We start from the raw sequence: 23,161 nt of genomic DNA on the forward strand, positions 1-23,161 counted from the left end.
CCTACTCGGTCAGCTGGATCATGTTCCCGTTACGCGTGACGTGCAGGTCCCGGCCCAGCTTGTACCCCTCGTTCTCGGCGAGGTCCACGTACGAGGAGTAGCCCTTCATGTCCTGGTGGGCGGGGATGACGTTCCGCGGCTGGAGCGCCTGCAGCATCTCGTAGTGGCCCTCCTGGTTGAGGTGGCCGGAGACGTGGATGTCGTCGTAGATGCGGGCGCCCTGCATGCCCAGCAGCTTCTCGGACTGGTAGCGCTGGCCCTCGTTGGTCGGCTCCGGGATGACCCGGGCCGAGAAGACGACCTTGTCGCCCTCGTCCAGCTCGTAGGGCGTCTCGCCGCGGCCCATCCGGGTGAGCATCGCACGGGGCTCGCCCTGGTGGCCCGTGACGATCGGCAGGAAGTTCTCCTTGCCGTCGTTCATGATCCGCTTGAACGTCCGGTCGACGGACTTGCGGTGGCCGTACATGCCCAGGTCCTCGGGGAACTCGACGAAGTCCAGGCGCTCGGCCGTCCCGGAGTACTTCTCCATGGAGCGGCCCAGCAGGACCGGCTGGCGACCGATGTCGTCGGCGAACTCAACGAGGCTCTTCACGCGGGCGATGTGGCTGGAGAACGTCGTGGCGACGATGCCGCCGTCGTAGTCCTCCATGCTGTACATGACGTCCTTCAGGTGCCGACGAGCGACCGACTCGGATGGCGTGCGGCCCTTCTTGTTGGCGTTGGTGCAGTCCTCGATGTAGCAGAGGACGCCCTCGTCCTCGCGACCGATCTCGCGGAACCGCTCCATGTCGATGGGGTCGCCCAGGACCGGCGTGTGGTCCATCCGCTTGTCCAGCCCGTAGACGACCGCGCCCTCCGGCGTGTGGAGGACGGGGTTGATCGCGTCGATGATGGAGTGAGTGACGTTGACGAACTCCAGTTCGTTGCGCTCGCCGATCGACATCGTGCCGCCGGCCTCCATCTTCACGAGGTCGTTCTGGACCCCGAACTTCTCCTCGCCCTTGATCTGCTGTTTGACCAGTTCGATCGTGAACGGCGTCGCAACGATGGGCGCGTCGTAGCGGTGGGCCAGCTTGGAGATGGCGCCGATGTGGTCGAGGTGGCCGTGCGTCGGCACGATGGCCTTCACGTCGCCCTCGAGGTCGGACATGACGCGGTCGTCCGGGATCGCGCCCATGTCGATCAGATCGAGGGAGTGCATCCGCTCGGTCTCGACGTTGTCGTGAATCAGTACCTTCGAGAGGTTCAGCCCCATGTCGAAGATGACGACGTCCTCGCCCGCACGCACCGCCGTCATCTGTCGGCCGACCTCCTCGTAACCGCCGATTGTCGCGATTTCGACTTCCATAGTTGTCTCTCCGAGGGAAGCCGTCCGCGTGCGGGGTGTGCCGTCCGGCTACGACAGAGGTCAGGTCGCTCGCGCGACTGGTCCGTGCTCCGCAGGCCGGCCGGGCGGTGCCCGTAGCCCCGGAGCGGTGGTGGGGGACGCCGATCGTCCCTGACGGATGTCCGTCGTCCGCCGGCCGTCCCCGCGCCGGACGGCCGTACGCTCGGTTACGTCGGGCTACGGTACGCCGGCCTAAAAACTGTGTGGGTTCCCGTCAGATCCCGAGAGTCGTCAACCCAGGTAGTCGTCGAGCGGGTCGTCGTCGGTCTCGGGCTCGAAGGAGTCGACGCCCTCGTCGGCGAGCGTCCCCTCGTCGGGTTCGTCTTCTGCCCGTTCGCCGTCGCCGAAGCCGTTCCCGGTCTCGTCGGCGTCGAATCGGCCCTCGTCACCGGCGGCGTCGCCGCCGACGGTCGGATCGTCGTCGGCTGCGGGCCCGTCGGCGAGCTCGCGGTCGGCAACTCCGCGGCCGGTACCAGCCGGATCAGCTCCGGCCGACTCCCCGGCGTCCGGGCCGTCGGTCGCGGGCGATCCCTCGCCCGGATCGATGACGGTCTCTCGGTCTACGGCCGGCCCGTCGGCGTCGAAGCGGTCCCGTTCCGGGCCGCGGTCGCTTCCGGGCGTCGCGCTCGCGCCGTCACCGGCGTCGACTCGCCCGGTCTGATCGGCTCCTTCCCCCGACGAGGCGAACGGATCGTCACCGGCGGGCTCGTCAGCCGCGACGCCGTCCGCCTGCTCGCGGAGCTGGTCCCAGGTCCGGCCCTCATCGGGGCTGGCCCGGGGATCGGCCCCCTCGCCCGGCAGGTCGTCCGCTTCCTCGCGTCCGTTGCCTGGCGCCTCGTCGCTCAGGCCGTCGCCTCGCTCGCCGGCTGTCGCACCGCCGGCCGGGCTCTCGGTCTCATCGGCGGCCTCCGCCGCCTCGGACTGCTCGAACTCGGAGGGATCCGGCGGGGTCCACTCCGGCGGCTCGCCGTCGGCGGGCTCGGTCGCCCTCGTATCGGCGGGCTCCCGGGGCGCGTCGCCCGCGTCTACCGGTTCACCGCCCCCGGAGTCGGGTTGTACGTCGCCCGCGGCGTTCCCCTGCTCACCGGGTCGATCCGCCTGCGTCTGGTCGGCTGCGCCGGCCGCGCTGGCCGCATCGGCCGCGTCGCCGACCCCGGGCGCTCCGTCAGCCGCGCTCGGCGACGCCTCGGCAGGCCCCTCGCGGGGAGCCGGTTCCGGGTCGGGATCAGGCGTCGTATTCGGCTCGGAAGCGGCCGAGTTAGCGCCGGACGGGGGCGACTCCGCGTCGCCCTCGTCGGCGGCGGACCGCGCGGCGGCCGACGTCGCTGCGCCCGTCGGTTCCTCGTCCGCCCCGTCGGCCTCCGCGTCGTTCGATTCTCCCTCCTCGGTTCGTTCGTCGCCCCCGGATACGCCGGCCCCGCCGGACGTCGCGTCCGTCTCCGGTTCGTCGTCAGCCACGGTGCTCGCGGCGTCTCCCGCCGACTGCGCGGCCCCGGTAGCAGCGGCGTCGACGACTAACTTGTAGAACAGTCCGAACACGCCGGTCAGCGCCACCAGCACGCCGGCGACGACGAGGAGGGCGCCGACGGCCACGTAGGGGTTCGACAGGGCGGCCAGCGAGGGACTCGCCAGCGAGGCGCCGCTGCTCGCGGCGACGTACGCGCCGGCCGCCGCGGGGACGCCACCGAAGGCCACCGCTCCGGAGAGATAGCCCACGAACTTCGCGCCGTACTTGTACGCGTCGGCCAGCCCAACGGCTTGCATGCCAGAGACATAACCAAAGGCGACCAAATAGGTTTCCCACAACTGGCTCGGAAGCGGCAACTAATCGGCGGCTCCACTTCCCGGATCGATAGTCGGCAGACCGACCGCGTTACCGCCCATCGACGGTCGTTCCAGGCGCCTCGCCGGCCAGGAAGCCGGCCAGCGCGTCGGGCCCGAAGATCTGCGCGGGCGCGTCGAGCGCGAGCAGCGACCGGACCTTGCCGGCCATCCCGCCGGAGACGTCCGTCGCGTCGCTGTCGCCGAGCACGTCGGCGACCTCGTCTATCGAACCGATCCTGTCGATCACCGCATCCTCGCCGTCGAGGACCCCGGGCACGGTCGAGCAGAGGCCGACCCGGTCCGCGTCGACCGCCGGCGCCACTTCCACCACGAGTTCGTCCCCCGAGACGACAGTCACGCCCTCGCCCTCGTGGGCGACGACGTCGCCGTGGAGCACGGGCGCGAACCCCTCGCCCAGGAGCCGGCGGATCTGGTCGGTGGGCAGGGAGAGGTCGCCGTCGGCGTTTCGCGACCCGGCCGAGAGCGGTCGGACGGGCAGCGCCGGGACCCCCGCCGACTGGAGCGCGTCGACGACCTCGCGGCTGAGGCGGGTCATCGCGTCGTGGATGGCCAGCGCGTCCGCGGCGTCGCGGGTCCCCCGCTCCGTCGTCACGCCGTGCTCGTCCGCGTAGTGGTGGCCGAAGCTCCCGCCGCCGTGGACGACCACGAGGTCCGCGTCGGCCTCGCCCAGCGCGGCCGCCGCCGCGTCGAGCGCGTCGCGGTCGACCGTCTCGGACTCGGACTTGTCCGTGATCACGCTCCCCCCGAGCTTGACGACGACCGTCCCGGTCATTCGACGCGGACCCCCTCGCAGGCGAGCTCGGCGCGGAAGGCCTCCTCGCAGTCAGGCGTGTAGTCCAGCGCCGTCAGCGGCGCGTCGGAGGGGTCGAGCGCGACGATGCAGCCCCCGCCGCCCGCGCCCGTCAGCTTGGCGCCGTGGGCCCCGGCCTCCCGAGCGGCCCACACCATCGCGTCCAGCGAGCGCGCGGAGACGCCCAGCGCCGACAGCAGGCCGTGGTTGACGTCCATGAGCTGGCCCAGTCGCTCCAAGTCGCCGTCGACGAGCGCCGACTCGCCCTCGCGGACCAGGTCGCCGATGGCGGAGACGGTGTCGGCGGCGAAGCCGTACTCCTCGCGCAGGTCCCGCACCCCGGCGACGAGTTCGCCGGTGTCGCCCGCACCGCCGTCGTAGCCGATCAGGAAGGGGAGGTCGTCGACGCCGTCGATGGTCCGGCAGTCGTCGCCCTCGACGCGGACGGCGCCGCCCATCGCCGAACAGAACGTGTCCGCCCGCGAGGCCTGGCCGTCCTGGACCTCGTGCTCGACGCGGTAGGCGCGCTCGGCGATCTCCTCGGGCGCGAGCTCCGCGCCCAGTTCCCGCGCGGCCGCCTCGATGGCAGCCACCGTGACGGCCGCCGACGAGCCCAGGCCTGCGCCCAGCGGGATGGCGCTCTCGATGCTGACCTCGAAGCCGACGTCCTCGACGCCGGCGGCGTCTCTCGCCTGCGCGACGGCCTCGCTGACGTAGCCCATCCCCGCCTCGACCATCGACTCGGGGGCGTCGACGTCGGGGTGGTCGCCGTTCCCGAACTCGACCGTGAACCCGTCGAGCGTGAGGTCCTCCGCGTGGACGCGCAGCCCCTCCGTACGCTTCTCGACGGTGACCTCCGCCCGCCGCTCGACGGCGCAGGGGACCGCCGGTTCGCCGTACACGACCGCGTGCTCCCCGAACAGGTACACTTTCCCCGGGGCGCTGGCTGTGACCATACCCGCCCCTCTGTAGCCGTCCCTAAGGGGCTTTTCGGAGCGCCCGCGCCTGGCGCTTCGCCGCCCCCGCCGACGCCCTAGCGCTCCAGCACCCGCATCCGCATCTCCTGCTCCGGATGGGCCGTCAGCGACGGGTTCAGCTCTAGCGGCGTCTCGCCCAGGAACTCGAGGCGGTAGTCGCTCGCCGCCGTCGCCAGGATCAACTGGGCCTCCAGCATGGCGAGGTGCTTGCCGATGCAGTGGCGCGGGCCGCCGCCGAACGGGAAGTAGGCGAACCGGTGGCGCCCCTCGCTGCGCTTCGGTGACCACCGCTCCGGGTCGAAGGTCTCGGGGTCGTCCCACAGCCGGTCGGAGCGGTGGACCGCCCACTGCGGGAGCATGATGGCCGTTCCCGCCGGTACCTCGTACCCCGCGAGTTCGACGTCCGTCGTCGGCTCCCTGAAGATCGTGTACACGGGCGGGAACAGCCGCATCGCCTCCTGGATCACCCACTCCAGGTACTCGAGGTCGCGGACGTGCTCCATCCCGGGCCGTTCGTCCCCGACGACGTCGTCGACCTCCTCGTGGAGGCGCCGCTCGACCTCGGGGTGCTCCGAGAGCAGGAACCACGAGTACGTCAGCGTCAGCGCCGTCGTGTCGTGGCCGGCCAGCAGCATGGTCATCATCTCGTCGCGCACCTGGTCGGGCGATTGCTCGCCGCGGCCCCGCGCGCGCATCAGTATCGACAGGAAGTCCGTCGGTCCCTCCTCCCCGGACCCGAACGTCCCCCGCCGCCGTTCGATCACCTCGTCGAGCACGTCGTCCAGCGCGCCGACGGCGGCCGCGAACTCCCGGTCGCCGGGCATCGGCACCCACTGCGGCGCGGCGAACCGGACGGGATCGGGCTCGAACCGGGCGCCCAGGGGGACCAGCTGCTCCTGAACCGCTGACACCCGCTCGTCGGGTAGCTCGACGCCCATCATCAGATCGAGGATGACGTCCAGCGTCACGTGGGTCATCGACCGCTCGACGTCGACCGCGTCGCCCGCCGTCCAGTCGGCCAGCAGCGCCTCGGCGTGGCCGGTGATCCGGTCGGCCATCCCGGACAGCCGGGACATCGTGAACGCCGGGTTCGCCAGGTCCCGCTGGCTCTCCCATGTCTCGCCCTCGCTCAGCAGGAGCCCCTCGCCGAGCAGATCGCCCAGGGCGTCGCCCTGGAAGTCGGGTTTGCGGAAGCGGTCGGCCTCGGCGACCAGTATCCGCTCGATCACGTCCGGATCGGCGACCATTACGGTGTCCATCGGTCCCATGTCGAACCGGGCCACGTCGCCGTAGGCCGCCTCCAGCGCGGAGAGGAATCTGAACGGGTCGCGGGCGTACGTCCGACTGCTCCCGAACAGGGGTTCGCCGTTCGGACCGGGTGGGGTCTCTGCCATCGAACCTGTTAGGCGACTGCCGCATTTGAATGGCGTGCCAACACCCGTCAGAGATGCGAGGCCGGATCCAGGTCGATCCCGGTGTGGCGTCGGATCGCAGCGCCCGCCAGCCCGCCGACCGCGCTCAGCCCCACCGTGTAGCAGGCGAACAGCGCGAACGCGATCGCGAGGAAGAGGTCGTACGCGGGCGCTCCCGGCGTGATTCCGAAGCCGAGCCGCCCAGCGATCCACAGCGCCGGCGCGAACAGCGCCAGCAGCGGCACGCCGGCGACGACGCCCGAGAGCCCGCCCACTGTGAACGAGTGCACGTACCCGCCGCCGTCGCGATAGGCCGCGCTCGCGCCCCCGGCCAGCGGCGAGAACGGCAGAACAGAGAGGGCGAGCGTCACGGTAGCCCCTGCGGCGGCGTCGACGAGCAGTCGGAGCATCGCCTCAGAGGTCGGCGTCGTACTTCAGGTAGTTGCCGACCCAGCCGCCCAGCGCGCCGAGCGCAGCGGTCGTCAGGGTCGCGATTACCAGTGCGAAAGCGACGAACACGACCCCGAACGCACCGACGGCCAGGAAGGCGCTCGGATCCACGACGAAGCCGAACCCGATCACTCCCAGCGCGGTCAGTACGAGTGCGCCGAAGAGGGTTCCCGGGATCAGCGACAGCAGTCCCGCGAGCGCCCCGACGCGGACCCCGTCCGAGCGTGCCCCGCCGTCGAGGTAGCCGGCGACGGCGCCACCGATCAGCGGACCGATCGGTCCGACGACCGCCCCGGCGATGGCTGCCGCTAGCGCGCCGACGACGGCGTTCGCGAGCGTGTCTCCTTCGGCCATGCGCGCCGCTTCTCGGTCGGCGAGGATAAACCTACCCGAGAACGGCCGTGTCGAGAATCGGATCCGAAACGAAAGGCGTCCGGTTCAGATGTCGCTCTCGAAGTCCTCGAGCGCGTAGACGGTGTCGGCGCCGCGGCGGTCGAGGGTCTCGTTGGCGAGCAGCCAGTAGACGACCGAGAGGGCCTTGCGACCCTTGTTGTTCGTGGGCACCACGAGGTCCACGTTGGACGTGGTGTTGTTGGAGTCGCACATCGCGATGACCGGGATGCCGACGGTGATGGCCTCCTTGACGGCCTGGGCGTCGCCGATGGGGTCGGTCACCACGACGACGTCGGGCTCGATGTACCCGTCGTAGTCGGGGTTGGTCAGCGTGCCGGGGATGAAGCGGCCGGTGCGGGCGCGGGCGCCCACGGCGTCGGCGAACTTCTCGGCCGGGAACCGACCGTACTGGCGCGAGGAGGCGACCAGGATCTGCTCGGGGTTGTAGTTCTCCAGGAAGTCCGCGGCCGTGCGGATCCGCTGGTCGGTCATCGACACGTCCAGCACGTACAGACCGTCGGTCCGGACGCGGTGGATGAACCGCTCCATGTCCTTGGTCTTCTGCTGGGTGCCGATGTGGACCCCGGCGCCGAGGTACTCCTCGACGGGGATGAGGAGGTCGGCCTCGTCGTCGGGCATGACGTCCTCGTCCAGCTGCGGTGTCTCGTCCTCGGCCTCGGCCTCCTCGGCCTCGGCGTCGGCGGGCGCTTCCTCAGTGTCGGTAGCCTCGTCGGCGCCCGTCTCGGCGTCGACGTCCTCGGCCGCCTCGGCCTCGGTGTCGACGTCGGACTCGGACGCGTCGAGACCTTCGTTCTCGTTGCCGCTCATACTGCGTTGTCCTCGATTCGGATGAGTTCGTTCAGCTTGGCTGTGCGTTCGCCGCCGACCGCGCCCGTCTTGATGAACGGGGCGTCGGTCGCGACGGCGAGGTGGGCGATGGTGGCGTCCTCCGTCTCGCCGCTGCGGTGGGAGACGACCGACGCGTAGCCGTTGTCGCGCGCCAGTTCGATGGCGTCGACGGCGTCGGTCAGAGTCCCGATCTGGTTCGGCTTGATCAGGATGGAGTTGGCCGCGCCCGCGTTGATGCCGGCCTGCAAGCGCTCGACGTTCGTCACGAAGAGGTCGTCGCCGCAGATCAGCGTCTGGTCGCCGACCTCGTCGGTGAGGTCGGCGAAGGCCTCGTAGTCGTCCTCGTCGAGGGGGTCCTCGACGTAGACGAGGTCGTACTCCGCGACCTTCTCGGCGATGTAGTCGATCTGCTCCTCGGCGGAGCGGACCCGCTCGCCGTAGACGTAGCCGTCCTCGTCCTCGTCGTAGAGCTCGGCGCCGGCCACGTCGAGGCCGAACTGGATGGCGAAGCCGAACTCGTCGGCGACGCGCTCGACGGCCTCGTCCATGATCTCGAAGGCCTCGTCGTCGTCGATCGACGGGGCCCAGGCGCCCTCGTCGCCCTTGCCGGAGGGGAGGTCACGGTCCTGCAGGATGTCGTGGACCTCCTGGTGGACGGCGGCGTTGGCGAAGACGGCCTCCTCGACGCTGGGCGCGCCGACGGGGGCCGCGAGGAACTCCTGTATGTGCGTGGCGTCCGCGGCGTGCTCGCCGCCGCCGATGATGTTCCCCAGCGGCGTCGGGAACTCGTTGCCCCGGAAGGTGCCGCCGAGGTGCTGGTACAGCGGCGCGCCGAGCACGTCGGCACCGGCCTTCGCGGCGGCCATGGAGACGGCGACCGCGCTGTTGGCGCCGATGCCCGAGAAGTCGTCCGTGCCGTCGGCGGCGTGCAGCGCCTGGTCGACGTCGCGCTGGTTGCCGGCGTGGACCTCGCCGACGAGCCGCGGGATCGCGTCCTCGCGGGCGTTGGCGATGGCTTCCCCTGCGGGCAGTTCGATCGCCTCGTACTCGCCGGTGCTGGCCCCGCTGGGCGCCTTGCCGCGGCCGAACCCGCCCGATTCTGTCAGGACGTCGGCCTCGACGGTGGCGTTGCCGCGGGAGTCGAGCACTCTGCGCAGCCGGACGTCTGTGATGAGCGTCACTGGTGGTCACCTCGGCGGACGGTGAAGGGGAGAACCCCGGAGTCGTACTCCTCGGCCGCGATGAGGATGGGCTGGGTCTGCTCCGTGTCGATCAGCACCGGTGCGCCGTGGGCCACCTGCAGCGCTCGCGCCCCCAGGATCCGCGCCTTCTCGTAGCGGTTCTCCTGCGCCATCATTGATAGGGTGCCACGATGTCGACGAGGTCCTTGTGCGAGACGAGCATCCGGCGACAGCAGTGCCGCTCGACGCCCAGCTCGTCGAGGACCTTCTCCGGGTCCTCGGGATCGTCGGTCTCGCGCGTGCGAGCCTTGAACTCCTCCCAGTGCTCACCGACCACGTTGCCGCAGGTGAAACACCGGACCGGTACCATCATGCTAGATCACCTGTAGGACTTCTGGTAGCGGGCCCGAGCGCCGGGGCCGCCCCACTTCTTGGACTCGGACTGGCGGACGTCGTTGACCAGCAGCGAGCGGTCGAACTCCATGTACGCGTCGCGGAGTTCGGCGTCGTTGGTGTGGTCGACCAGGCCGCGGGCGATGGCGGTGCGGGCCGCGTCGGCCTGGCCCATGACGCCGCCGCCCTCGACGGTGACCTCGACGTCGACCTGCTCGCGCAGCTCGTCGTCGGCGATGCGGAACGGCTCCAGCATCTTGAGCTGCGCCAGCTCCGGATCGACCAGCTCGACGGGCTGGGAGTCGACGCGCACGCGGCCCTCGCCGTCGCGGATCGTCGCGCGGGCGATGGCCGTCTTCTTCTTGCCTGAGGTGTTCGTTACCATGTGACGTTCGCTCCGATTGATTCGCTGACGTCTCCGAGGGAGACGAACTTGATGTTCGACAGGCGGTCCAGCGACGTGTCCTCGAGCACCTCGCCCTCCTCGTTGAGCGGATTGCCGACGTAGACGCGGACGTTCGAGAGCGCCTCGCGCCCGCGGGGCTTCTTGTGCGGGAGCATGCCGCGGACGGACCGCTTCATGATGCCGTCGGGTCGCCGCGGGTAGTTCGGCCCCTGATCGGAGCCGACGTCCCGCCGCTTCTGGAACTTCTCGACGATCTGGTTCTCCCGACCGGTGATGACCGCGCGCTCGGCGTTGATCACGGCCACGCGCTCGCCGTCGAGCGCGCGCTCCGCGACCTGCGATGCGACGCGGCCGAGGATGCAGTCGCGGGCGTCGACGACGACGTCCGCCTCGAACTCTGCTGCGTTCATCGGATCACCCGTACGTCGGACCCTTCGGGGTTGTTGTCGATTACCTGTTCGAGCGATACGGCGTCTCCGACCTGGTCGATCTTCTTCTCGGCGGTGCCGGAGAAGTCGACGGCTGCGACGGTGACGTCCTTCTGCAGGACGCCGGAACCGAGCACCTTGCCCGGCACGACGACGGTTTCATCCTCCCGGGCGTACCGTTCGATCTGGCCCAGGTTGACTTCCGCGTGCGTGCGCCGGGGCTTTTCGAGCCGCTCGGCGATGTCGCCCCAGACGTCGCCACCCGAGTTGCGGGCGGCGGACTTCAGGTCGGCGATGAGACTACTGAGTCTCGGATTTGTCTTGCTCATAACCTACCTCCTGTGAGAAAATGCAGGGAGCAGGATTTGAACCTGCGGACCCCTACGGGACAGCGCCCTGAACGCTGCGCCGTTGGCCTGACTTGGCTATCCCTGCTCGCATTATGTCGTATTTGTTGGCCCCTAAAACCGCTTTCGATCCTCGCGCTGTCAGGGACGAGGGTTGCGGTCATCGGAGTCGCGGTTGGGGCTGGGGTCATCTTACAGTTGGACTGCGTCGCGCAGTTCGTCCGCGCGGTCGCGAATCGTCTCGACCGCGCGGAGGGTCAGTTCTTCGACGGTGAAGGAGCCGTCCGTCTCGACGTGGAACACGAACGCGTTCTCGACGTCGGTGACTGCCAGCTCCTTCTCGGGGTAGCGGTTCGTGAGGTCGTTGTCGAACTCGTCAGTCAACACGAGGTCGCCGTTCTCGGCGTCCGGGTCGACCTCGGGGTCGACGTGTTCGGCCGCCTGCTCCTCGATGACGCCCCGCAGGATCTGCGGCTCGTCGTCGCCGAATTCGCCCGCGTCCCCGACGACCTCCACCGTCTGGAGGTGCCGGTAGCCGACGGCCACGCCGCCCTGGTGTTTGGCGTGTTCGCGGCCGCGGTCGAGGACGGCGTCGGCCTCGACCTCGAGGCGCTGGCCGTCCTTCAGGTCGATGATCGGGACGTTGTCGTCGGCCGGCTCGACGAGCGGGTCGTTGCTGACGATGTCGCCCGAGTAGGCGGTCTCGGGACCTTCGACGTCGAGCGAGAGGGTCACCTCGTCGCCGACCTCGAAGTCGTCCAGATCCGTCGTCAGCGGGACGAGTCCGAGGCGCAGGCCGATCTGCTCGTCGAACATCACGCTCGAGTTCTCGATGACGCGGACGGTGTCGACGCTGAAGGTCGGCACGTCCGCGATCATCGCCCGGCGGATGCCGTTGGCGAACGCGGGGGTGATCCCGCGAACGAGGAACCGGGCGGCCCGGTCCGAGCGTTCGACGAACTCAACCTCGTAGTCACCTGGCATGGGTTAGAAGCCCGCGTTCTTGGGGCCGCGAGTGCCGTCGTGGGGGATCGGCGTGACGTCCTCGATGCGGCCGATCTCGAGGCCGGCGCGAGCCAGCGCGCGGATCGTCGCCTGCGCGCCCGGCCCGGGGGACTTCTGCTGGTTCCCGCCGGGGCCGCGGACGCGGACGTGGACGCCCTCGACGCCTGCCTCCTGGGCCTTCTCGGCGACGACCTCGGCCATCTGCATCGCGGCGTACGGCGAGGCCTCGTCGCGGTTCTGCTTGACGACCGTCCCGCCGGAGCTCTTCGCGAGCGTCTCCGCGCCGGTCTGGTCGGTGATCGTGATGATCGTGTTGTTGAACGATGCGTGCACGTGGGCGATGCCCCACACTCCGTCCTCTGATTCGCTCATTCTTGTGCCTCCGCGCGTTCGGGATGGAGTTCGTCAGCGATCGGACTGTTCGGATCGAAGCCGACGGCGTCCTCCTCGGCCACTTCGACCTTCCGCGAGGGGACGGAGACCCGCGCGTCGTCCACGACGATGTGGCCGTGGTTGACGAACTGGCGGGCCTGCTCGGGCGTGTTCGCGTAGCCCTTGCGGTAGACGACCGTCTGGAGACGGCGCTCCAGGACGTCGGTCACGTCCAGGGACAGCACGTCGTCCAGCGAGTCGTTCTCGTTGAGGATGCCATAGCGCTTGAGCCGAGCGAGGAACTCCTCGGCCTCGTCGGCGGCGCCCTCGCCCTCGGCGCGGCCGAGGAGCTGTCGGGCCTCGCGGCGGTAGCCACGAAGCTCGGACTGAGCGCGCCAGAGCTCCTGCTTGTTCTTGAGCCCGTAGCGGCCGATGAGGTTGGACTCGTCGGCGATGCGCTCACCCTGGTAGGGGTGGTTCGGCGTCTCGAAGAACTTCGTGTTGGATCCAAGCGCCATTATTCTTCACCACCTTCCTCGCCGGCGGCCTCCTCGGCCTGCTCCTCCTTGATGGCCTCGACGTTGACACCGATGGTGCCCTCCGTCCGGCCGGTGGACTTCGTGCGCTGGCCGCGGACCTTCTGCCCGCGCTTGTGGCGCACGCCCTTGTAGGAGTCGATCATCTTCATGCGGTTGATGTCCTGACGACGGGTCAGTTCGAGATCGTTGCCGATCTCGTGGGTCGTCTCACCGCTGAAGAAGTCGTTCTGGTGGTTGGCGAGCCAGTCCGGGACCTCGTCGGCGAAGCCCTCGACGACACCGACGACCTCGTCGATCTCGTCGTCCTCAAGGCGACCGAAGGTCGCGCGGCGGTCGACGCCGGCCTTGTCGGAGATGATCCGGGCGGCCCGCTGGCCGATCCCGTTCAGTTCCATCAGGGCTCGCTCGACGGACTTCGTCCCGTCGAGGTCGGTCTGTCCGATGCGGACGAAATACCGGAGGTCCTCGTCGTCCTCCGGCGCGTCCGCGTTCTCGGGTTCTTCTGCACTCATGTGTAGTTGATCGGTGTGGTGAGCGTCGTGGCGGGGATTCGAACCCCGGAGGCTTGCGCCACAGAGTTAGCAACCCTGCGCCTTGGGCCAGGCTTGGCTACCACGACACGCTGTCAGACACTCGCGCCCTCGCAAGCCCACGAGGACTCGGGGCACCGCGCCCCTGCACGAGTCTACTCAATACTCCTGTAGCAGTGTATTTAAACGCAACGAAACTGCCCCCGTACGGCAGCAGGTCTCAGGGACCGGCCGGGAAACCGTCTTCCCCGTCGCGGCCTACTGTTCCGGTATGTCCGAGACAGTCGACCCGCACGACAGGCCGACGCTGCGCCGGCACCTCGATCGGTTCGGCCGCGACGTGGTCGAGCGCGAGGACGGGACGCTCGTCGCCCGATTCCGGGGATCGACCGAGTTCGCCGTCGATCCGACGGGGCGCGTCGAGGCCGGGATGCCCCTTCACCAGTTCGACGGGGCCGCAGATGGTCTGGTGTTCGACCACGAGGCCGGCACCGTCACCGTCGTCGCCGGCGAGGGCACCGAGCCTTTAGAGTACACCTTTCGGGCGCCCTGACGGCTTCGGTCCCGACGCGGGAACGGTCAAGGCGTTCCCGGGGCCGACGATGCCCCCGGGGGTCGGAACGGATACTTCTTTGTGCAGTGGATACGGCACGAGGGACGAGGAGACTGGGAGATGTCAGACACGTCAGGACGGAAAGACGACCACATTCGAATCGTGAACGAGGAGGACGTCGAGGTCAGCGGGACGGGGTTCGCCGACGTCTCGCTGATCCACGAGGCGCTCCCGGAGATCGATCGCGAGGCCGTCGACGCGAGCGTCGACTTCCTCGGCGCGGAGCTCGACGCCCCGATCGTCATCGAGAGCATGACCGGCGGCCACCCGAACACGACGGAGCTCAACCGCGCGCTCGCGGCGGCGGCCCAGGAGACGGGCGTCGCTATGGGCGTCGGGAGCCAGCGCGCCGGCCTGGAGGACGACGGCGCTCTGGAGTCGTACGCCGTCGTTCGGGAGGCCGCGCCCGACGCCTTCCTCTACGGGAACATCGGCGCCGCCCAGCTGTCGGAGTACGGCGTCGCGGGCGTCGAGCGCGCGGTGGAGATGATCGACGCCGACGCGATGGCGATCCACCTGAACTTCCTGCAGGAGGCCGTCCAGCCCGAGGGAGACGTGGACGCCCGCGAGTGCCTCGAATGGATCGAACGGGTGGCCGACGACCTGAGCGTGCCGGTCGTCGTCAAGGAGACCGGCAACGGGTTCTCCCGGTCGACCGCCGAGCGTCTCGCGGCTGCCGGGGTCGACGCCGTCGACGTCGCCGGGAAGGGCGGGACGACGTGGTCCGGCGTGGAGGCCTACCGCGCTCGTGCGGTCGACGCGCGCCGGGAGGAACGGCTCGGAGAGCTGTTTCGCGAGTGGGGCATCCCGACCGCCGTCAGCACAGCGGCCGCGAGCCAGGTCCACGACTGCGTGGTCGCCAGCGGCGGCGTCCGTTCGGGACTGGACGTCGCGAAGGCCATCGCGCTGGGCGCCCGGGCCGCCGGCCTCGCCAAGCCGTTCCTGAAGCCGGCCGGACGGGGCCCCGACGCGGTCGTCCGCGTGATAGAGGACCTGATAGCCGAACTGGAGACCGCGATGTTCGTCACCGGTTCCGCGGACGTCGATGTACTGCGAACGGCCGACGTCGCTGTAACCGGGCGAACTCGGGAGTACATGGACCAGCGCGGCGTCGCGCCGGGTGAGTGAGGGCACCGTCCGAGTACGTCGTCGTTCCCGGCAGCAGCACGTCACAACCCTTATCGACAGTCCCCCGCCTACGACGTGGCATGGACGAAGCCGACGTTCGCGAGCGCCTGCGAGGGGTCGAGGACCCGGATCTCGGGGACGACATCGTCACGCTCGGGCTGATCAACGACATCGAAATCTCTGACGAGTCGATCCACATCGACCTCGCCCTGGGCGCCCCCTACTCGCCCAACGAGACGGCCATCGCCGCGCGCGTGCGAGAAGCACTGGACGACGTGGACGGGGAGATCGAACTCACCGCGAACGTCGACCGCGGCGTCGATCCCGTCGAGGACCCGCTGCCGGGCGTCAAGAACGTCATCGCAGTCGCCTCGGGCAAGGGCGGCGTCGGCAAGAGCACGCTCTCGGTCAACCTCGCAGCGGGGCTGGCCGACCGCGGCGCCAGCGTCGGCCTGTTCGACGCCGACGTGTACGGTCCGAACGTGCCGCGGATGGTCGACGCCGACGAGCAGCCGCAGGCCACCGAGGACGAGGAGCTCATCCCGCCCGAGGCGTTCGGCGTCAAGCTGATGAGCATGGACTTCCTCGTCGGCGAGGACGATCCCGTCATCTGGCGCGGCCCGATGGTCGACAACGTGCTCACGCAGCTGTGGAACGACGTCGTCTGGGGCAACCTCGACTACATGATCGTCGACCTGCCGCCGGGGACCGGCGACACTCAGCTGACCATGCTCCAGAACATCCCCGTCAGCGGCGCCGTCGTCGTCACGACGCCACAGGAGGTCGCGCTCGACGACGCGCGCAAGGGCCTGCGCATGTTCGGCCGCCACGAGACGCCCGTGCTGGGCATCGTCGAGAACATGTCCACGTTCGTCTGCCCCGACTGCGGCGGCGAGCACGACATCTTCGGCAGCGGCGGCGGCCGCGACTTCTCCGAGGAGACGGATCTCCCCTTCCTCGGCGAGATCCCGCTCGATCCGGCTATCCGCGAGGGCGGAGACGACGGCAAGCCGCTCGTGCTGGAGGAGGACAGCGAGACCGGCGACGCCTTCCGCGAGTTCGTCCGTCGGACGGCCATCAACCAGGGCATCGTCCACCGCAAGCGCCACGTCGACCGCCAGCGAGAGCGCGACGCGACGGAGGAAGTCGAGCGGTAGCGAGCGCGGCGACACTGCCGCCAGCGCCGCCGCTATCCGGTTCGAGTCGCGAGACAGAATTAGACCGTCAGGCTTCGACCTGCGCGCCCTGCTTGCTCGTGACGTAGCCGGCGATCCGGTTGCGGACGCCCTTCGACTCGACGTTGGTCAGCTCGCCGACGACGTCCTTGTTGTGCTCGAAGTCGTCGCCGAAGGCGTCGGGGTATCGCTCCATCAGCAGCTTCGCGGTCTTCTTGACGTAGGCGGGCTTGATTGCCATGTCCGCTCTTTCCCGTGTCGCGCCCTAAAAGGATTCGACTCGCTCCGGCGCTGCGAACCCTTATCTGACGAGACGGGACCAGCCCCGGGCGTGCCCTGAGAGTCACCCCGCGGCGTCCGCGGTAGCGCGACGCAGCGCCGCGGGATCGGACCGCGTCGCCTGTAAGCCCTCTCGCAGCGGCAACCACCTTCCCAAAGCGAGGTCACCACTCGGCGTCGACCTGCCGGCGGACCACGTCGAACGCCGCTCGCTCTCGCTCGCCGCCGCACCGCTCGACCACGTCCTCGAAGTAGGCCAGTCGCTCCAGCAGCCTGTCGGTGTCGTAGGCGTCGACGTCCAGCCGCGAGGCCGCGACGGTCGCCTCGACGACGGCGTAAAATCCGCGGTTGATAGCGGGGACAGCCTCCCGTTCGACGCCCGACTCGCGCGGCACCAGTTCCCACTCCACCCACTGCGTGTCGCCGTCGGTGCCGCTGTCGACCTCGCTCGCGTCGACCCGGACCCACGCGTCGGCCTCCTCGAGGACGGGGTCGTCTGTCTCACGAACCGTCATCGCGGCCTCGGCGAAGGTCACGGGGTCGCGCGTGAACTGGACGTAGCCCCCGCCCTCCTCCCGGAAGTTCCGCCAGGTTCGGGTCCGGCCCCACGTTCGGGCCGTCGCCGCGCTGCCGCCTGTCGCCGGGTCGCCGTCGCGCCCCGGGTCGCCGTCTCCCTTCGGCGCGTGGACGCCCAGCGCCGCGACGTTCCACCGGTCGTTCGGGCCCAGCGTCGTCACGACCGTCTCGGTGACCCCGTCGAGGTCGACCGGCCACTCCGCCGTCATACGTCCAGCCCTCGTTCCAGAGCGACGAACAGCGCACCAGCGACGAGGTCGGCCGTCGTGCCGGGATTGACGTCGCGGTCGATCAGCTCCGCGGCGAGCGCGTCGGCGTCCTCCTCCCCGTCGAGGACCGCCTGCGCCCGCCGGGTCACTTCCTCGGCCGTCTCGCGGTCGTTCCGCGTGACGACGAAGGTGTCGGGCTCCTCGGCCAGCAGTTCGAGGAAGACGATCGACGCCCGGTCCGGGACGGACCTGTCGGCCGCCAGCAATCGATCAGCCGCGTCGAAGACCCGCTCGAAGCCGCTGGTCCACTCGGCGGCCACGCCGTCGCGGTCTGCGCTGCGCTCCATCACGTCCGAGAGCGCGAGTCCGCGCTCGCGCAGCACCGGGACGGCGTCGCTGCCCCGGCGGACGTCCAGCGCTGCCATGTCCTCGGGCGGGTCGTCGACCGCGACGTCGACGTGCTCGAAGGCCCGGTAGAAGCCGGCCGCGTCCTCGACAGTCGTTTCCGCGACGACCTCTCGGGCTCGCTCACGGGTCAGATCGCCGCTCGCCGCCGTCGCGACCAGCGGCGTCACCACGAGGACGGCCCCGAACTGCGTGTTGCCGCCGCGCTGGTCGGCCATCCCCTCGATCGCGGTCTCGAAGGCCCGCCCGATCGGTTCGCCCTCGGCGGCCCGCTCGAACCCCGGACGCGCGCCGACGGCGCCCGCCAGAAAGTGCTCGAAGCGGAGGTCGTCGTACTCCCGCTCCCGGTCGACGTTGCCGGGCTTGGGCGTACTGGCGACCTCCAGCAGCAGCGCCAGTTCGGCGTTCCCCGCGATCGGCCTCACGGTGACACCTCCCGCTGTCGGAACCAGTCCTCGGTCGCCTCACGGACCCGGGCGAGGACGTCCGGGTCGTCGCTCGGGCGCCCGATGCTCACCGCGTCGGCGCCGTACTCGAGGTACTCCCGGACGGTCGCCGCGTCCCTGACGCCGTTGTTGGCGATCACGAACAGGTCCGTCGCCTCGACGACGTTCGCGACGACCCGCTCGGAGTCCATCGCGTCGACGTGGACGGCGTCGGCGCCGGCCCGATCGAGACGGGCAGCGAGATCGGGGAGGTCCACGCCGTCGACCTCGGTGCGGACCTTGACGCTGACCGTCGCGCCGGTCGCCGAGGCGGCCTCGACCTGCTTGGCGAGCTTTCCCGGCCGGCGTAGGAGTGCCTCGCCGGCGCCGGTGTCGCACATCTCCGCCTGCCGGCAGTGGGCGTTGATCTCGACTATCGCGCCGTGGTCTCGACAGAGGTCTGCGACCTCCTCGACAGGCACTAGCGTCGTGCTCCTGACGTTCACCGCCGGCCGGATCGGAACGTCGGCGAGCGCGCGCAGTTGCTCGCGCACGAAGCGGTACGGATCCGCCGGCAGGAACTCCTCGCGGTCGCGGTCGGCGACCATCTCGCGGGCGGCCTCGCGCGTCGGGCCGTCGAGCGCGATGCCGCCGAGGAAGGCGCAGCCGGCGTACTCCACACCGGCCCGGGCCCACTCGGCGTCGGACTGGCCGCTCAGGCTCGCCAGCGCGACGCGGGGCTCGAACTGGAGCGCGGTCACCCGGCCACCTCCAGCGCCTCGGCGACGGCCCGGGCGACGCGCTCGCTGTCGGCGTCGCCGTCGATTGCCGTGTCCGTCCGGACGACGGGTCGATCCAGTTCCGTCGGGTCTGCTTCGTCGAGGACGAAGGCGTCGGCGAAGGGGTAGCTGTCCGCCACGCCCGCGGTCGAGGGCTCCCGGCCGACGGCGGCCATCAGGTCGGCGGCCGGTCCGGAGAACACCTCGTCGCCGACGAACGGGGAGACGGCGACGACGGTCGTCTCCCGCAGGGCCGCCTCGAAGCCGGGCACGGCGAGCATCGGCCCGATACTGGTGACCGGGTTAGAGGGGCCGATCACTACGGGGTCCGCGAGCGCCGCGTCGACGGCGTCGGTGGCCGTCGCCTCGTCGGCCCCGCGGAACTCGACGTCCTCGACGGGCGGTTCGCCGCCGCGCCCGACCCACCACTCCTGGAAGTGCTGGATGCCGTCGGGCGTCTGGATCAGCGTCGCCACGGGGTCGTCGCTCATCGGGAGCAGCGATCGCTCCAGCCCGAAGGCGTCCGCGAGGACTCGCGTGGCCTCGGTGAGGGACTGTCCCTCGTCGAGCAGGCTCGTCCGGGTGACGTGGACTGCGCGGTCCCGGTCGCCGATGTGCATGAACTCCGCGACGCCGGAGAAGCGCCGCCAGCGGCCGATCTCTCGGCCCTCGGTCTGTCGCTCTGGCGGGAGGTAGCGCGGTCCGCTTCCCAGATCTGCCGCGTCGGCGAGTCGCTGGAGTTCCTCGTGGGTCTCGGCCGTGTCGTCGGCGATCCCCCACCACGTCTCCCGGTCGAGGACGCCGCCGTCGTGGAAGAGGACGGTGTCGACGTCCGGGCAGACGAGGTGACCGCCGAGGATGACGTCGTCGCCGGTGTTGCCGACGACCGTCGTCCCGGCCGGATCGAAGACGGCGTCGGCCCCGGCGAGGAGCTTCGGCGTCCCGGTGCCGCCGGAGAGGAACGTGACCATGGCCGGAGTTTGACGGTCGGTGCCGTAAAGCCTCCCGCTCGCGGCCGAACCAGTCGCGCTGAGGCCCACCCTTTTGTCCGAACGCGGTAAAGGACAATCAGATGACGACCATCAAGGACAGCGTCCACGACCACATCGAAGTCGCGGGCGTGGCCGCGGACCTCCTGGAGACGCCGCCCGTCCAGCGTCTCCGCCACGTCAAGCAGCTCGGGACGGTGGATCTGGTCTATCCCTCCGCCAATCACACCCGCTTCGAACACTCGCTTGGGGTCTACTACCTGGCCGACCGGGCGCTCTCCCACCTCGGCATCGAGGGCCAGCAGGCCGAGCGCGTTCGCGCGGCCGCGCTGCTGCACGACGTGGGCCACTCGCCCTACAGCCACAACGTCGAGGGGCTGCTCCACCGGGAGACGGGCAAGTACCACGACGACGTCCACGGGCTGCTGGGGCGCGGCGAGGTGGCGCGGGGCCTCACGGAGCACGACCTCGACCCGGACGCCGTGGCCGACCTCGTGGCCGGCGACGCGGAGCTGGGCCAGCTCGTCTCCGGGGAGCTGGACGTCGACCGGATGGACTACCTCGTGCGGGACGCCCACCACACCGGCGTCCCCTACGGGACCATCGACCACGAGCGGCTGCTCCGGGAGCTTCGCTTCGTCGACGGCGAACTCGTGCTCGACGAGGGCAACGTCCAGACGGCCGAATCGCTGCTGCTCGCGCGGGCGCTGATGAACCCGACCGTCTACCAGCACCACGTCGCCCGCATCGCCAAGTCGATGCTGCGCCGCGGGACGGAGCGCCTGCTGGCCGAGACCGACGTCGACGCCGAGGAACTGCGGCGCTGGGACGACAGCGACCTGCTCGTGGCGCTGCGGGACTGCGAGGCGACCGCGGGCTACGCCCGGCGGCTGGACGAGCGGAAGCTGTTCAAGCGCGGCGTCTGGGCCGAGCGGCGGGCAGTGCCCGACGACATTCTCGAAGCTGACCACGACCAGATTCGCGAGTACGAGCGGACCATCGCCGACGAGGCCGAGGTCGACTCCGACGCGGTCGTCCTCGACGTGCCCGACGAGCCCTCCATGACCGAGTCGACCAGCCGCGTCGTCGTCAACGGTGAGGTGCGCCGGCTGGGCGACCAGTCGACGCTGGTCGACGCCCTGCGGGCCGCCCAGCGCGACCAGTGGCGGCTCGGCGTGTACGCGCCCGAAGCGGTCTCCGAGCGCGTCGGCAACGTCGCCATCCGGACCCTCGGACTCGACCTGGAGGGCTCGCTGGTCCGGGACGTCCGGCCCGGCGTCCACGCCACCCTCGACGAATTCAGATAGGAGTACCCGGGCGATCGGATTCGGATCTGACAGGGTACGCGAACAGCCAGAAAGCCCCGGCTGTCGTCGGGCGCGGAGCGCCCGACTGCTCGGGAGACCCTCAGTCTCCCGGTGGCTACACTCGGGGGACTCGCTGCGCGCCTCGGTCGCTTCGCTCCCTGCAGTACTTGCGTCGTCCGCCGTCCTCAGAAGCGCTTCGCGCTTCTGATGGGCTGCGCAAGAGCTTTGCTCTTGCGAACGTCGTGTAGCCAGCCGCCGGGATACCTTCGGTCTCCCGAGCTCACGGCGGCGAAGCCGCCGTAAACGCCCCTTTCAGCCCCGCCCAGCCTGGATTGGTCAACCGGCATGGGTGGGACTGAAACGGGCCGGTCGCTTTCTGGCCGTTTACATTCCAGGTTCCATCACCAAACACTGCTGCAGGCGTGACCCACGGTTTTACGTCCGCCGACCGGCCAGTTCGGCGCATGGAACTGACCGGGACGATACTGCAGGGCGAGTCCTTCGAGCCGGTCGAGGGCCGCGTCGTCGTCGAGGACGGGGAGATAGCGGCCATCGAGGAGACGGCCGTCGACTCCGACGACGTGATCCTGCCGGCGTTCGTCAACGCGCACACGCACATCGGCGACTCCATCGCCAAGGAGGCCGGCGGCGGGCTGACGCTGGAGGAACTGGTCGCGCCGCCGGACGGCCTCAAACACCGGCTGCTCCGGCAGGCCGACCGCGAGGAACTGGTCGAGGGCATGGTCCGCTCGATCGACTTCATGGCCTCGACCGGGACGGGCGCGTTCGTCGAGTTCCGCGAGGGCGGCCTGGCGGGCGTCGAGGTCATCGAGGACGCGCTCGCCGGCTCGCCGCTGGAGGCGGTCGTCCTCGGGCGGGAGACGGTCGAGGCCATGGAGGCGGCCGACGGGTTCGGGGCCAGCGGCGCCAACGACGCCGACTTCGCCCGCGAGCGGAACGCGACCGAGCGCGCGGGCAAGATCTTCGGCATCCACGCCGGCGAGGTCGACGCGACGGACATCAACCCCGCGCTCGACCTCGATCCGGACTTCCTCGTCCACATGGTCCACGCGGAGGAGCTACACCTCGACCGCGTCGCGGACAGCGGGACGCCCGTGGTCGTCTGCCCGCGCTCGAACGTCGTCACCGACGTCGGTCTGCCGCCGCTGGCGGACCTGCTGGAGCGGACCACCGTCGCGCTCGGGACGGACAACGTGATGACCAACAGCCCGTCGATGTTCCGCGAGATGGAGTTCGCGGCGAAGCTGTTCGACGTCACCGCCGAGGAGGTCCTCCGGATGGCCACGATCAACGGCGCCTCCGTCGGCGGCCTCGACTGCGGCGTCGTCGAGACTGGCCGCGAGGCGCGCCTGCTGGTGCTCGACGGCGACTCGGACAACCTCGCCGGCGCGCAGGACCTCGTCCGGGCCGTCGTCCGGCGCGCGGGCGCGAGCGACGTGAAGCGGGTCGTTTTGTCGGGGAAGGCTTAACTCCCTGCCACGTGTAGTGCTATCAAGTACCATGTACGACCGGCTGCTCCTGCCGACCGACGGCTCCGAGGAGATGGAGGGGGTCATCGAGCACGCCGCCGGCCTGGCCCGCGAGCACGACGCGGCGCTGCATGCGGTCTACGTCGTCGACGAGGGGGCCGCAGCCGGGGTCCCGATGGCGGGTGCGGGCGGCGACGTCCGGGGGATGCTGGCCGAGCGCGGCGAGGAGGCGCTCGACGACGTCGCCGCGATCGCTGGCGACGCGCTGGCCGAGCGGACGATCCTCGACGGGACGCCGTGGCGCGAGATCGTCGACTACGCCGACGAGCGCGACGTCGACCTGATCGCGATGGGCACGCACGGCCGCGGCGGGATCGATCGGCTGCTGCTGGGGAGCGTGGCCGAGCGGGTCGTCAGGCGTTCGCCGGTCCCGGTGCTGACGGTGCGCGTCGAGCGATCGGAGGAGTAGGTAACGCCGGACG

At 70.1% G+C, this 23,161-nt stretch carries 29 protein-coding genes and 2 tRNA genes; 6 read left to right on the forward strand and 25 right to left on the reverse strand.

Annotated elements, in window-relative coordinates:
• Position 1: 1 nt before the first annotated feature.
• From LCY71_RS14475 to LCY71_RS14570, 20 genes are all read right to left on the reverse strand, one after another.
• Entirely contained in the window at positions 2–1,348 is a 1,347-nt protein-coding gene (locus tag LCY71_RS14475) for a ribonuclease J (RefSeq protein ID WP_225333852.1), read from the reverse strand.
• Positions 1,349–1,618: 270 nt separating this feature from the next.
• Positions 1,619–3,151: a hypothetical protein gene (locus LCY71_RS14480; protein ID WP_225333853.1), complete on the reverse strand. Its 1,533-nt coding sequence runs from the start codon at positions 3,149–3,151 to the stop codon at positions 1,619–1,621.
• Positions 3,152–3,260: 109 nt separating this feature from the next.
• Complete coding sequence (locus LCY71_RS14485; RefSeq protein ID WP_225333854.1) at positions 3,261–4,004, reverse strand: isopentenyl phosphate kinase; 744 nt, start codon at positions 4,002–4,004, stop codon at positions 3,261–3,263.
• Positions 4,001–4,978 (reverse strand): mevalonate kinase, encoded by a 978-nt coding sequence (gene mvk, locus LCY71_RS14490; RefSeq protein ID WP_225333855.1) that lies wholly within the window; start codon positions 4,976–4,978, stop codon positions 4,001–4,003. Before mvk ends, LCY71_RS14485 begins: the two co-directional genes overlap by 4 nt.
• A gap of 77 nt (positions 4,979–5,055) precedes the next feature.
• Positions 5,056–6,393, reverse strand: a complete 1,338-nt coding sequence (locus LCY71_RS14495; RefSeq protein WP_225333856.1) for a cytochrome P450 — start codon at positions 6,391–6,393, stop codon at positions 5,056–5,058.
• 47 nt (positions 6,394–6,440) lie between these two features.
• Positions 6,441–6,821, reverse strand: coding sequence for a DUF5518 domain-containing protein (locus tag LCY71_RS14500; RefSeq protein ID WP_225333857.1), 381 nt, complete (start codon positions 6,819–6,821; stop codon positions 6,441–6,443).
• A gap of 4 nt (positions 6,822–6,825) precedes the next feature.
• Complete coding sequence (locus LCY71_RS14505; RefSeq protein WP_225333858.1) at positions 6,826–7,215, reverse strand: DUF5518 domain-containing protein; 390 nt, start codon at positions 7,213–7,215, stop codon at positions 6,826–6,828.
• An 84-nt stretch (positions 7,216–7,299) separates the two neighbouring features.
• A complete protein-coding gene (rpsB, locus tag LCY71_RS14510; protein ID WP_225333859.1) occupies positions 7,300–8,082 on the reverse strand; it encodes a 30S ribosomal protein S2 in 783 nt (260 codons plus the stop codon).
• A complete protein-coding gene (gene eno / locus LCY71_RS14515; RefSeq protein ID WP_225333860.1) occupies positions 8,079–9,284 on the reverse strand; it encodes a phosphopyruvate hydratase in 1,206 nt (401 codons plus the stop codon). Before eno ends, rpsB begins: the two co-directional genes overlap by 4 nt.
• Positions 9,281–9,460, reverse strand: a complete 180-nt coding sequence (locus LCY71_RS14520) for a DNA-directed RNA polymerase subunit K (RefSeq protein ID WP_225333861.1) — start codon at positions 9,458–9,460, stop codon at positions 9,281–9,283. The genes eno and LCY71_RS14520 overlap by 4 nt, the downstream gene beginning before the upstream one ends.
• Positions 9,457–9,657, reverse strand: coding sequence for a DNA-directed RNA polymerase subunit N (locus LCY71_RS14525; RefSeq protein WP_225333862.1), 201 nt, complete (start codon positions 9,655–9,657; stop codon positions 9,457–9,459). Before LCY71_RS14525 ends, LCY71_RS14520 begins: the two co-directional genes overlap by 4 nt.
• A 6-nt stretch (positions 9,658–9,663) precedes the next feature.
• Entirely contained in the window at positions 9,664–10,062 is a 399-nt protein-coding gene (locus tag LCY71_RS14530; RefSeq protein WP_225333863.1) for a 30S ribosomal protein S9, read from the reverse strand.
• Entirely contained in the window at positions 10,056–10,493 is a 438-nt protein-coding gene (locus LCY71_RS14535) for a 50S ribosomal protein L13 (RefSeq protein ID WP_225333864.1), read from the reverse strand. The genes LCY71_RS14530 and LCY71_RS14535 overlap by 7 nt, the downstream gene beginning before the upstream one ends.
• Entirely contained in the window at positions 10,490–10,840 is a 351-nt protein-coding gene (locus LCY71_RS14540) for a 50S ribosomal protein L18e (protein WP_225333865.1), read from the reverse strand. The genes LCY71_RS14535 and LCY71_RS14540 overlap by 4 nt, the downstream gene beginning before the upstream one ends.
• Before the next feature lie 21 nt (positions 10,841–10,861).
• Positions 10,862–10,946 (reverse strand) — tRNA-Leu (locus LCY71_RS14545).
• A gap of 104 nt (positions 10,947–11,050) precedes the next feature.
• Positions 11,051–11,842, reverse strand: coding sequence for a DNA-directed RNA polymerase subunit D (locus tag LCY71_RS14550; protein ID WP_225333866.1), 792 nt, complete (start codon positions 11,840–11,842; stop codon positions 11,051–11,053).
• A 3-nt stretch (positions 11,843–11,845) separates the two neighbouring features.
• Positions 11,846–12,235, reverse strand: a complete 390-nt coding sequence (locus LCY71_RS14555; RefSeq protein WP_225333867.1) for a 30S ribosomal protein S11 — start codon at positions 12,233–12,235, stop codon at positions 11,846–11,848.
• Positions 12,232–12,753: a 30S ribosomal protein S4 gene (locus LCY71_RS14560; protein WP_225333868.1), complete on the reverse strand. Its 522-nt coding sequence runs from the start codon at positions 12,751–12,753 to the stop codon at positions 12,232–12,234. Before LCY71_RS14560 ends, LCY71_RS14555 begins: the two co-directional genes overlap by 4 nt.
• The gene (locus tag LCY71_RS14565) at positions 12,753–13,286 is read right to left on the reverse strand and encodes a 30S ribosomal protein S13 (protein ID WP_225333869.1); all 534 of its coding nucleotides are present in this window, start codon (positions 13,284–13,286) and stop codon (positions 12,753–12,755) included. Before LCY71_RS14565 ends, LCY71_RS14560 begins: the two co-directional genes overlap by 1 nt.
• Before the next feature lie 23 nt (positions 13,287–13,309).
• Positions 13,310–13,393: transfer RNA gene (locus LCY71_RS14570), tRNA-Ser, on the reverse strand.
• Between the two features lie 182 nt (positions 13,394–13,575).
• Here LCY71_RS14570 and LCY71_RS14575 point away from each other — a divergent pair.
• The 3 genes from LCY71_RS14575 (at position 13,576) to LCY71_RS14585 (ending at position 16,202) form a co-directional block, all read left to right on the forward strand.
• Positions 13,576–13,857 carry a hypothetical protein gene (locus LCY71_RS14575; RefSeq protein ID WP_225333870.1) on the forward strand — a complete coding sequence of 94 codons (282 nt, stop codon included), beginning with the start codon at positions 13,576–13,578 and terminating at the stop codon, positions 13,855–13,857.
• Positions 13,858–13,977: 120 nt separating this feature from the next.
• Positions 13,978–15,045 (forward strand): type 2 isopentenyl-diphosphate Delta-isomerase, encoded by a 1,068-nt coding sequence (gene fni, locus LCY71_RS14580; RefSeq protein WP_225333871.1) that lies wholly within the window; start codon positions 13,978–13,980, stop codon positions 15,043–15,045.
• A gap of 80 nt (positions 15,046–15,125) precedes the next feature.
• Positions 15,126–16,202, forward strand: coding sequence for an Mrp/NBP35 family ATP-binding protein (locus LCY71_RS14585; protein WP_225333872.1), 1,077 nt, complete (start codon positions 15,126–15,128; stop codon positions 16,200–16,202).
• Between the two features lie 67 nt (positions 16,203–16,269).
• Here the strand turns inward: LCY71_RS14585 and LCY71_RS14590 are convergent, their stop codons facing one another.
• The 5 genes from LCY71_RS14590 to cofD form a co-directional block, all read right to left on the reverse strand.
• Positions 16,270–16,461 carry a 30S ribosomal protein S17e gene (locus LCY71_RS14590; RefSeq protein WP_225333873.1) on the reverse strand — a complete coding sequence of 64 codons (192 nt, stop codon included), beginning with the start codon at positions 16,459–16,461 and terminating at the stop codon, positions 16,270–16,272.
• 202 nt (positions 16,462–16,663) lie between these two features.
• Positions 16,664–17,284 carry a DUF447 domain-containing protein gene (locus tag LCY71_RS14595; protein WP_225333874.1) on the reverse strand — a complete coding sequence of 207 codons (621 nt, stop codon included), beginning with the start codon at positions 17,282–17,284 and terminating at the stop codon, positions 16,664–16,666.
• Positions 17,281–18,114, reverse strand: coding sequence for a triphosphoribosyl-dephospho-CoA synthase (locus LCY71_RS14600; RefSeq protein ID WP_225333875.1), 834 nt, complete (start codon positions 18,112–18,114; stop codon positions 17,281–17,283). Before LCY71_RS14600 ends, LCY71_RS14595 begins: the two co-directional genes overlap by 4 nt.
• Entirely contained in the window at positions 18,111–18,875 is a 765-nt protein-coding gene (locus tag LCY71_RS14605) for a tRNA-dihydrouridine synthase (protein ID WP_225333876.1), read from the reverse strand. Before LCY71_RS14605 ends, LCY71_RS14600 begins: the two co-directional genes overlap by 4 nt.
• Positions 18,872–19,864 (reverse strand): 2-phospho-L-lactate transferase, encoded by a 993-nt coding sequence (gene cofD / locus LCY71_RS14610; RefSeq protein WP_225333877.1) that lies wholly within the window; start codon positions 19,862–19,864, stop codon positions 18,872–18,874. Before cofD ends, LCY71_RS14605 begins: the two co-directional genes overlap by 4 nt.
• Positions 19,865–19,965: 101 nt before the next feature.
• On the opposite strand from cofD, the gene LCY71_RS14615 reads away from it, so the two are divergent.
• From LCY71_RS14615 to LCY71_RS14625, 3 genes are all read left to right on the forward strand, one after another.
• Entirely contained in the window at positions 19,966–21,189 is a 1,224-nt protein-coding gene (locus tag LCY71_RS14615) for an HD domain-containing protein (protein ID WP_225333878.1), read from the forward strand.
• 464 nt (positions 21,190–21,653) lie between these two features.
• A complete protein-coding gene (locus tag LCY71_RS14620; protein ID WP_225333879.1) occupies positions 21,654–22,679 on the forward strand; it encodes an amidohydrolase family protein in 1,026 nt (341 codons plus the stop codon).
• Positions 22,680–22,710: 31 nt separating this feature from the next.
• On the forward strand, positions 22,711–23,148 hold the full coding sequence (locus LCY71_RS14625) for a universal stress protein (protein WP_225333880.1): 438 nt from the start codon (positions 22,711–22,713) through the stop codon (positions 23,146–23,148).
• Positions 23,149–23,161 lie beyond the last annotated feature (13 nt).

This window comes from Halomicrobium urmianum (genome assembly GCF_020217425.1).
In the GTDB taxonomy this organism is placed as follows: domain Archaea; phylum Halobacteriota; class Halobacteria; order Halobacteriales; family Haloarculaceae; genus Halomicrobium; species Halomicrobium urmianum.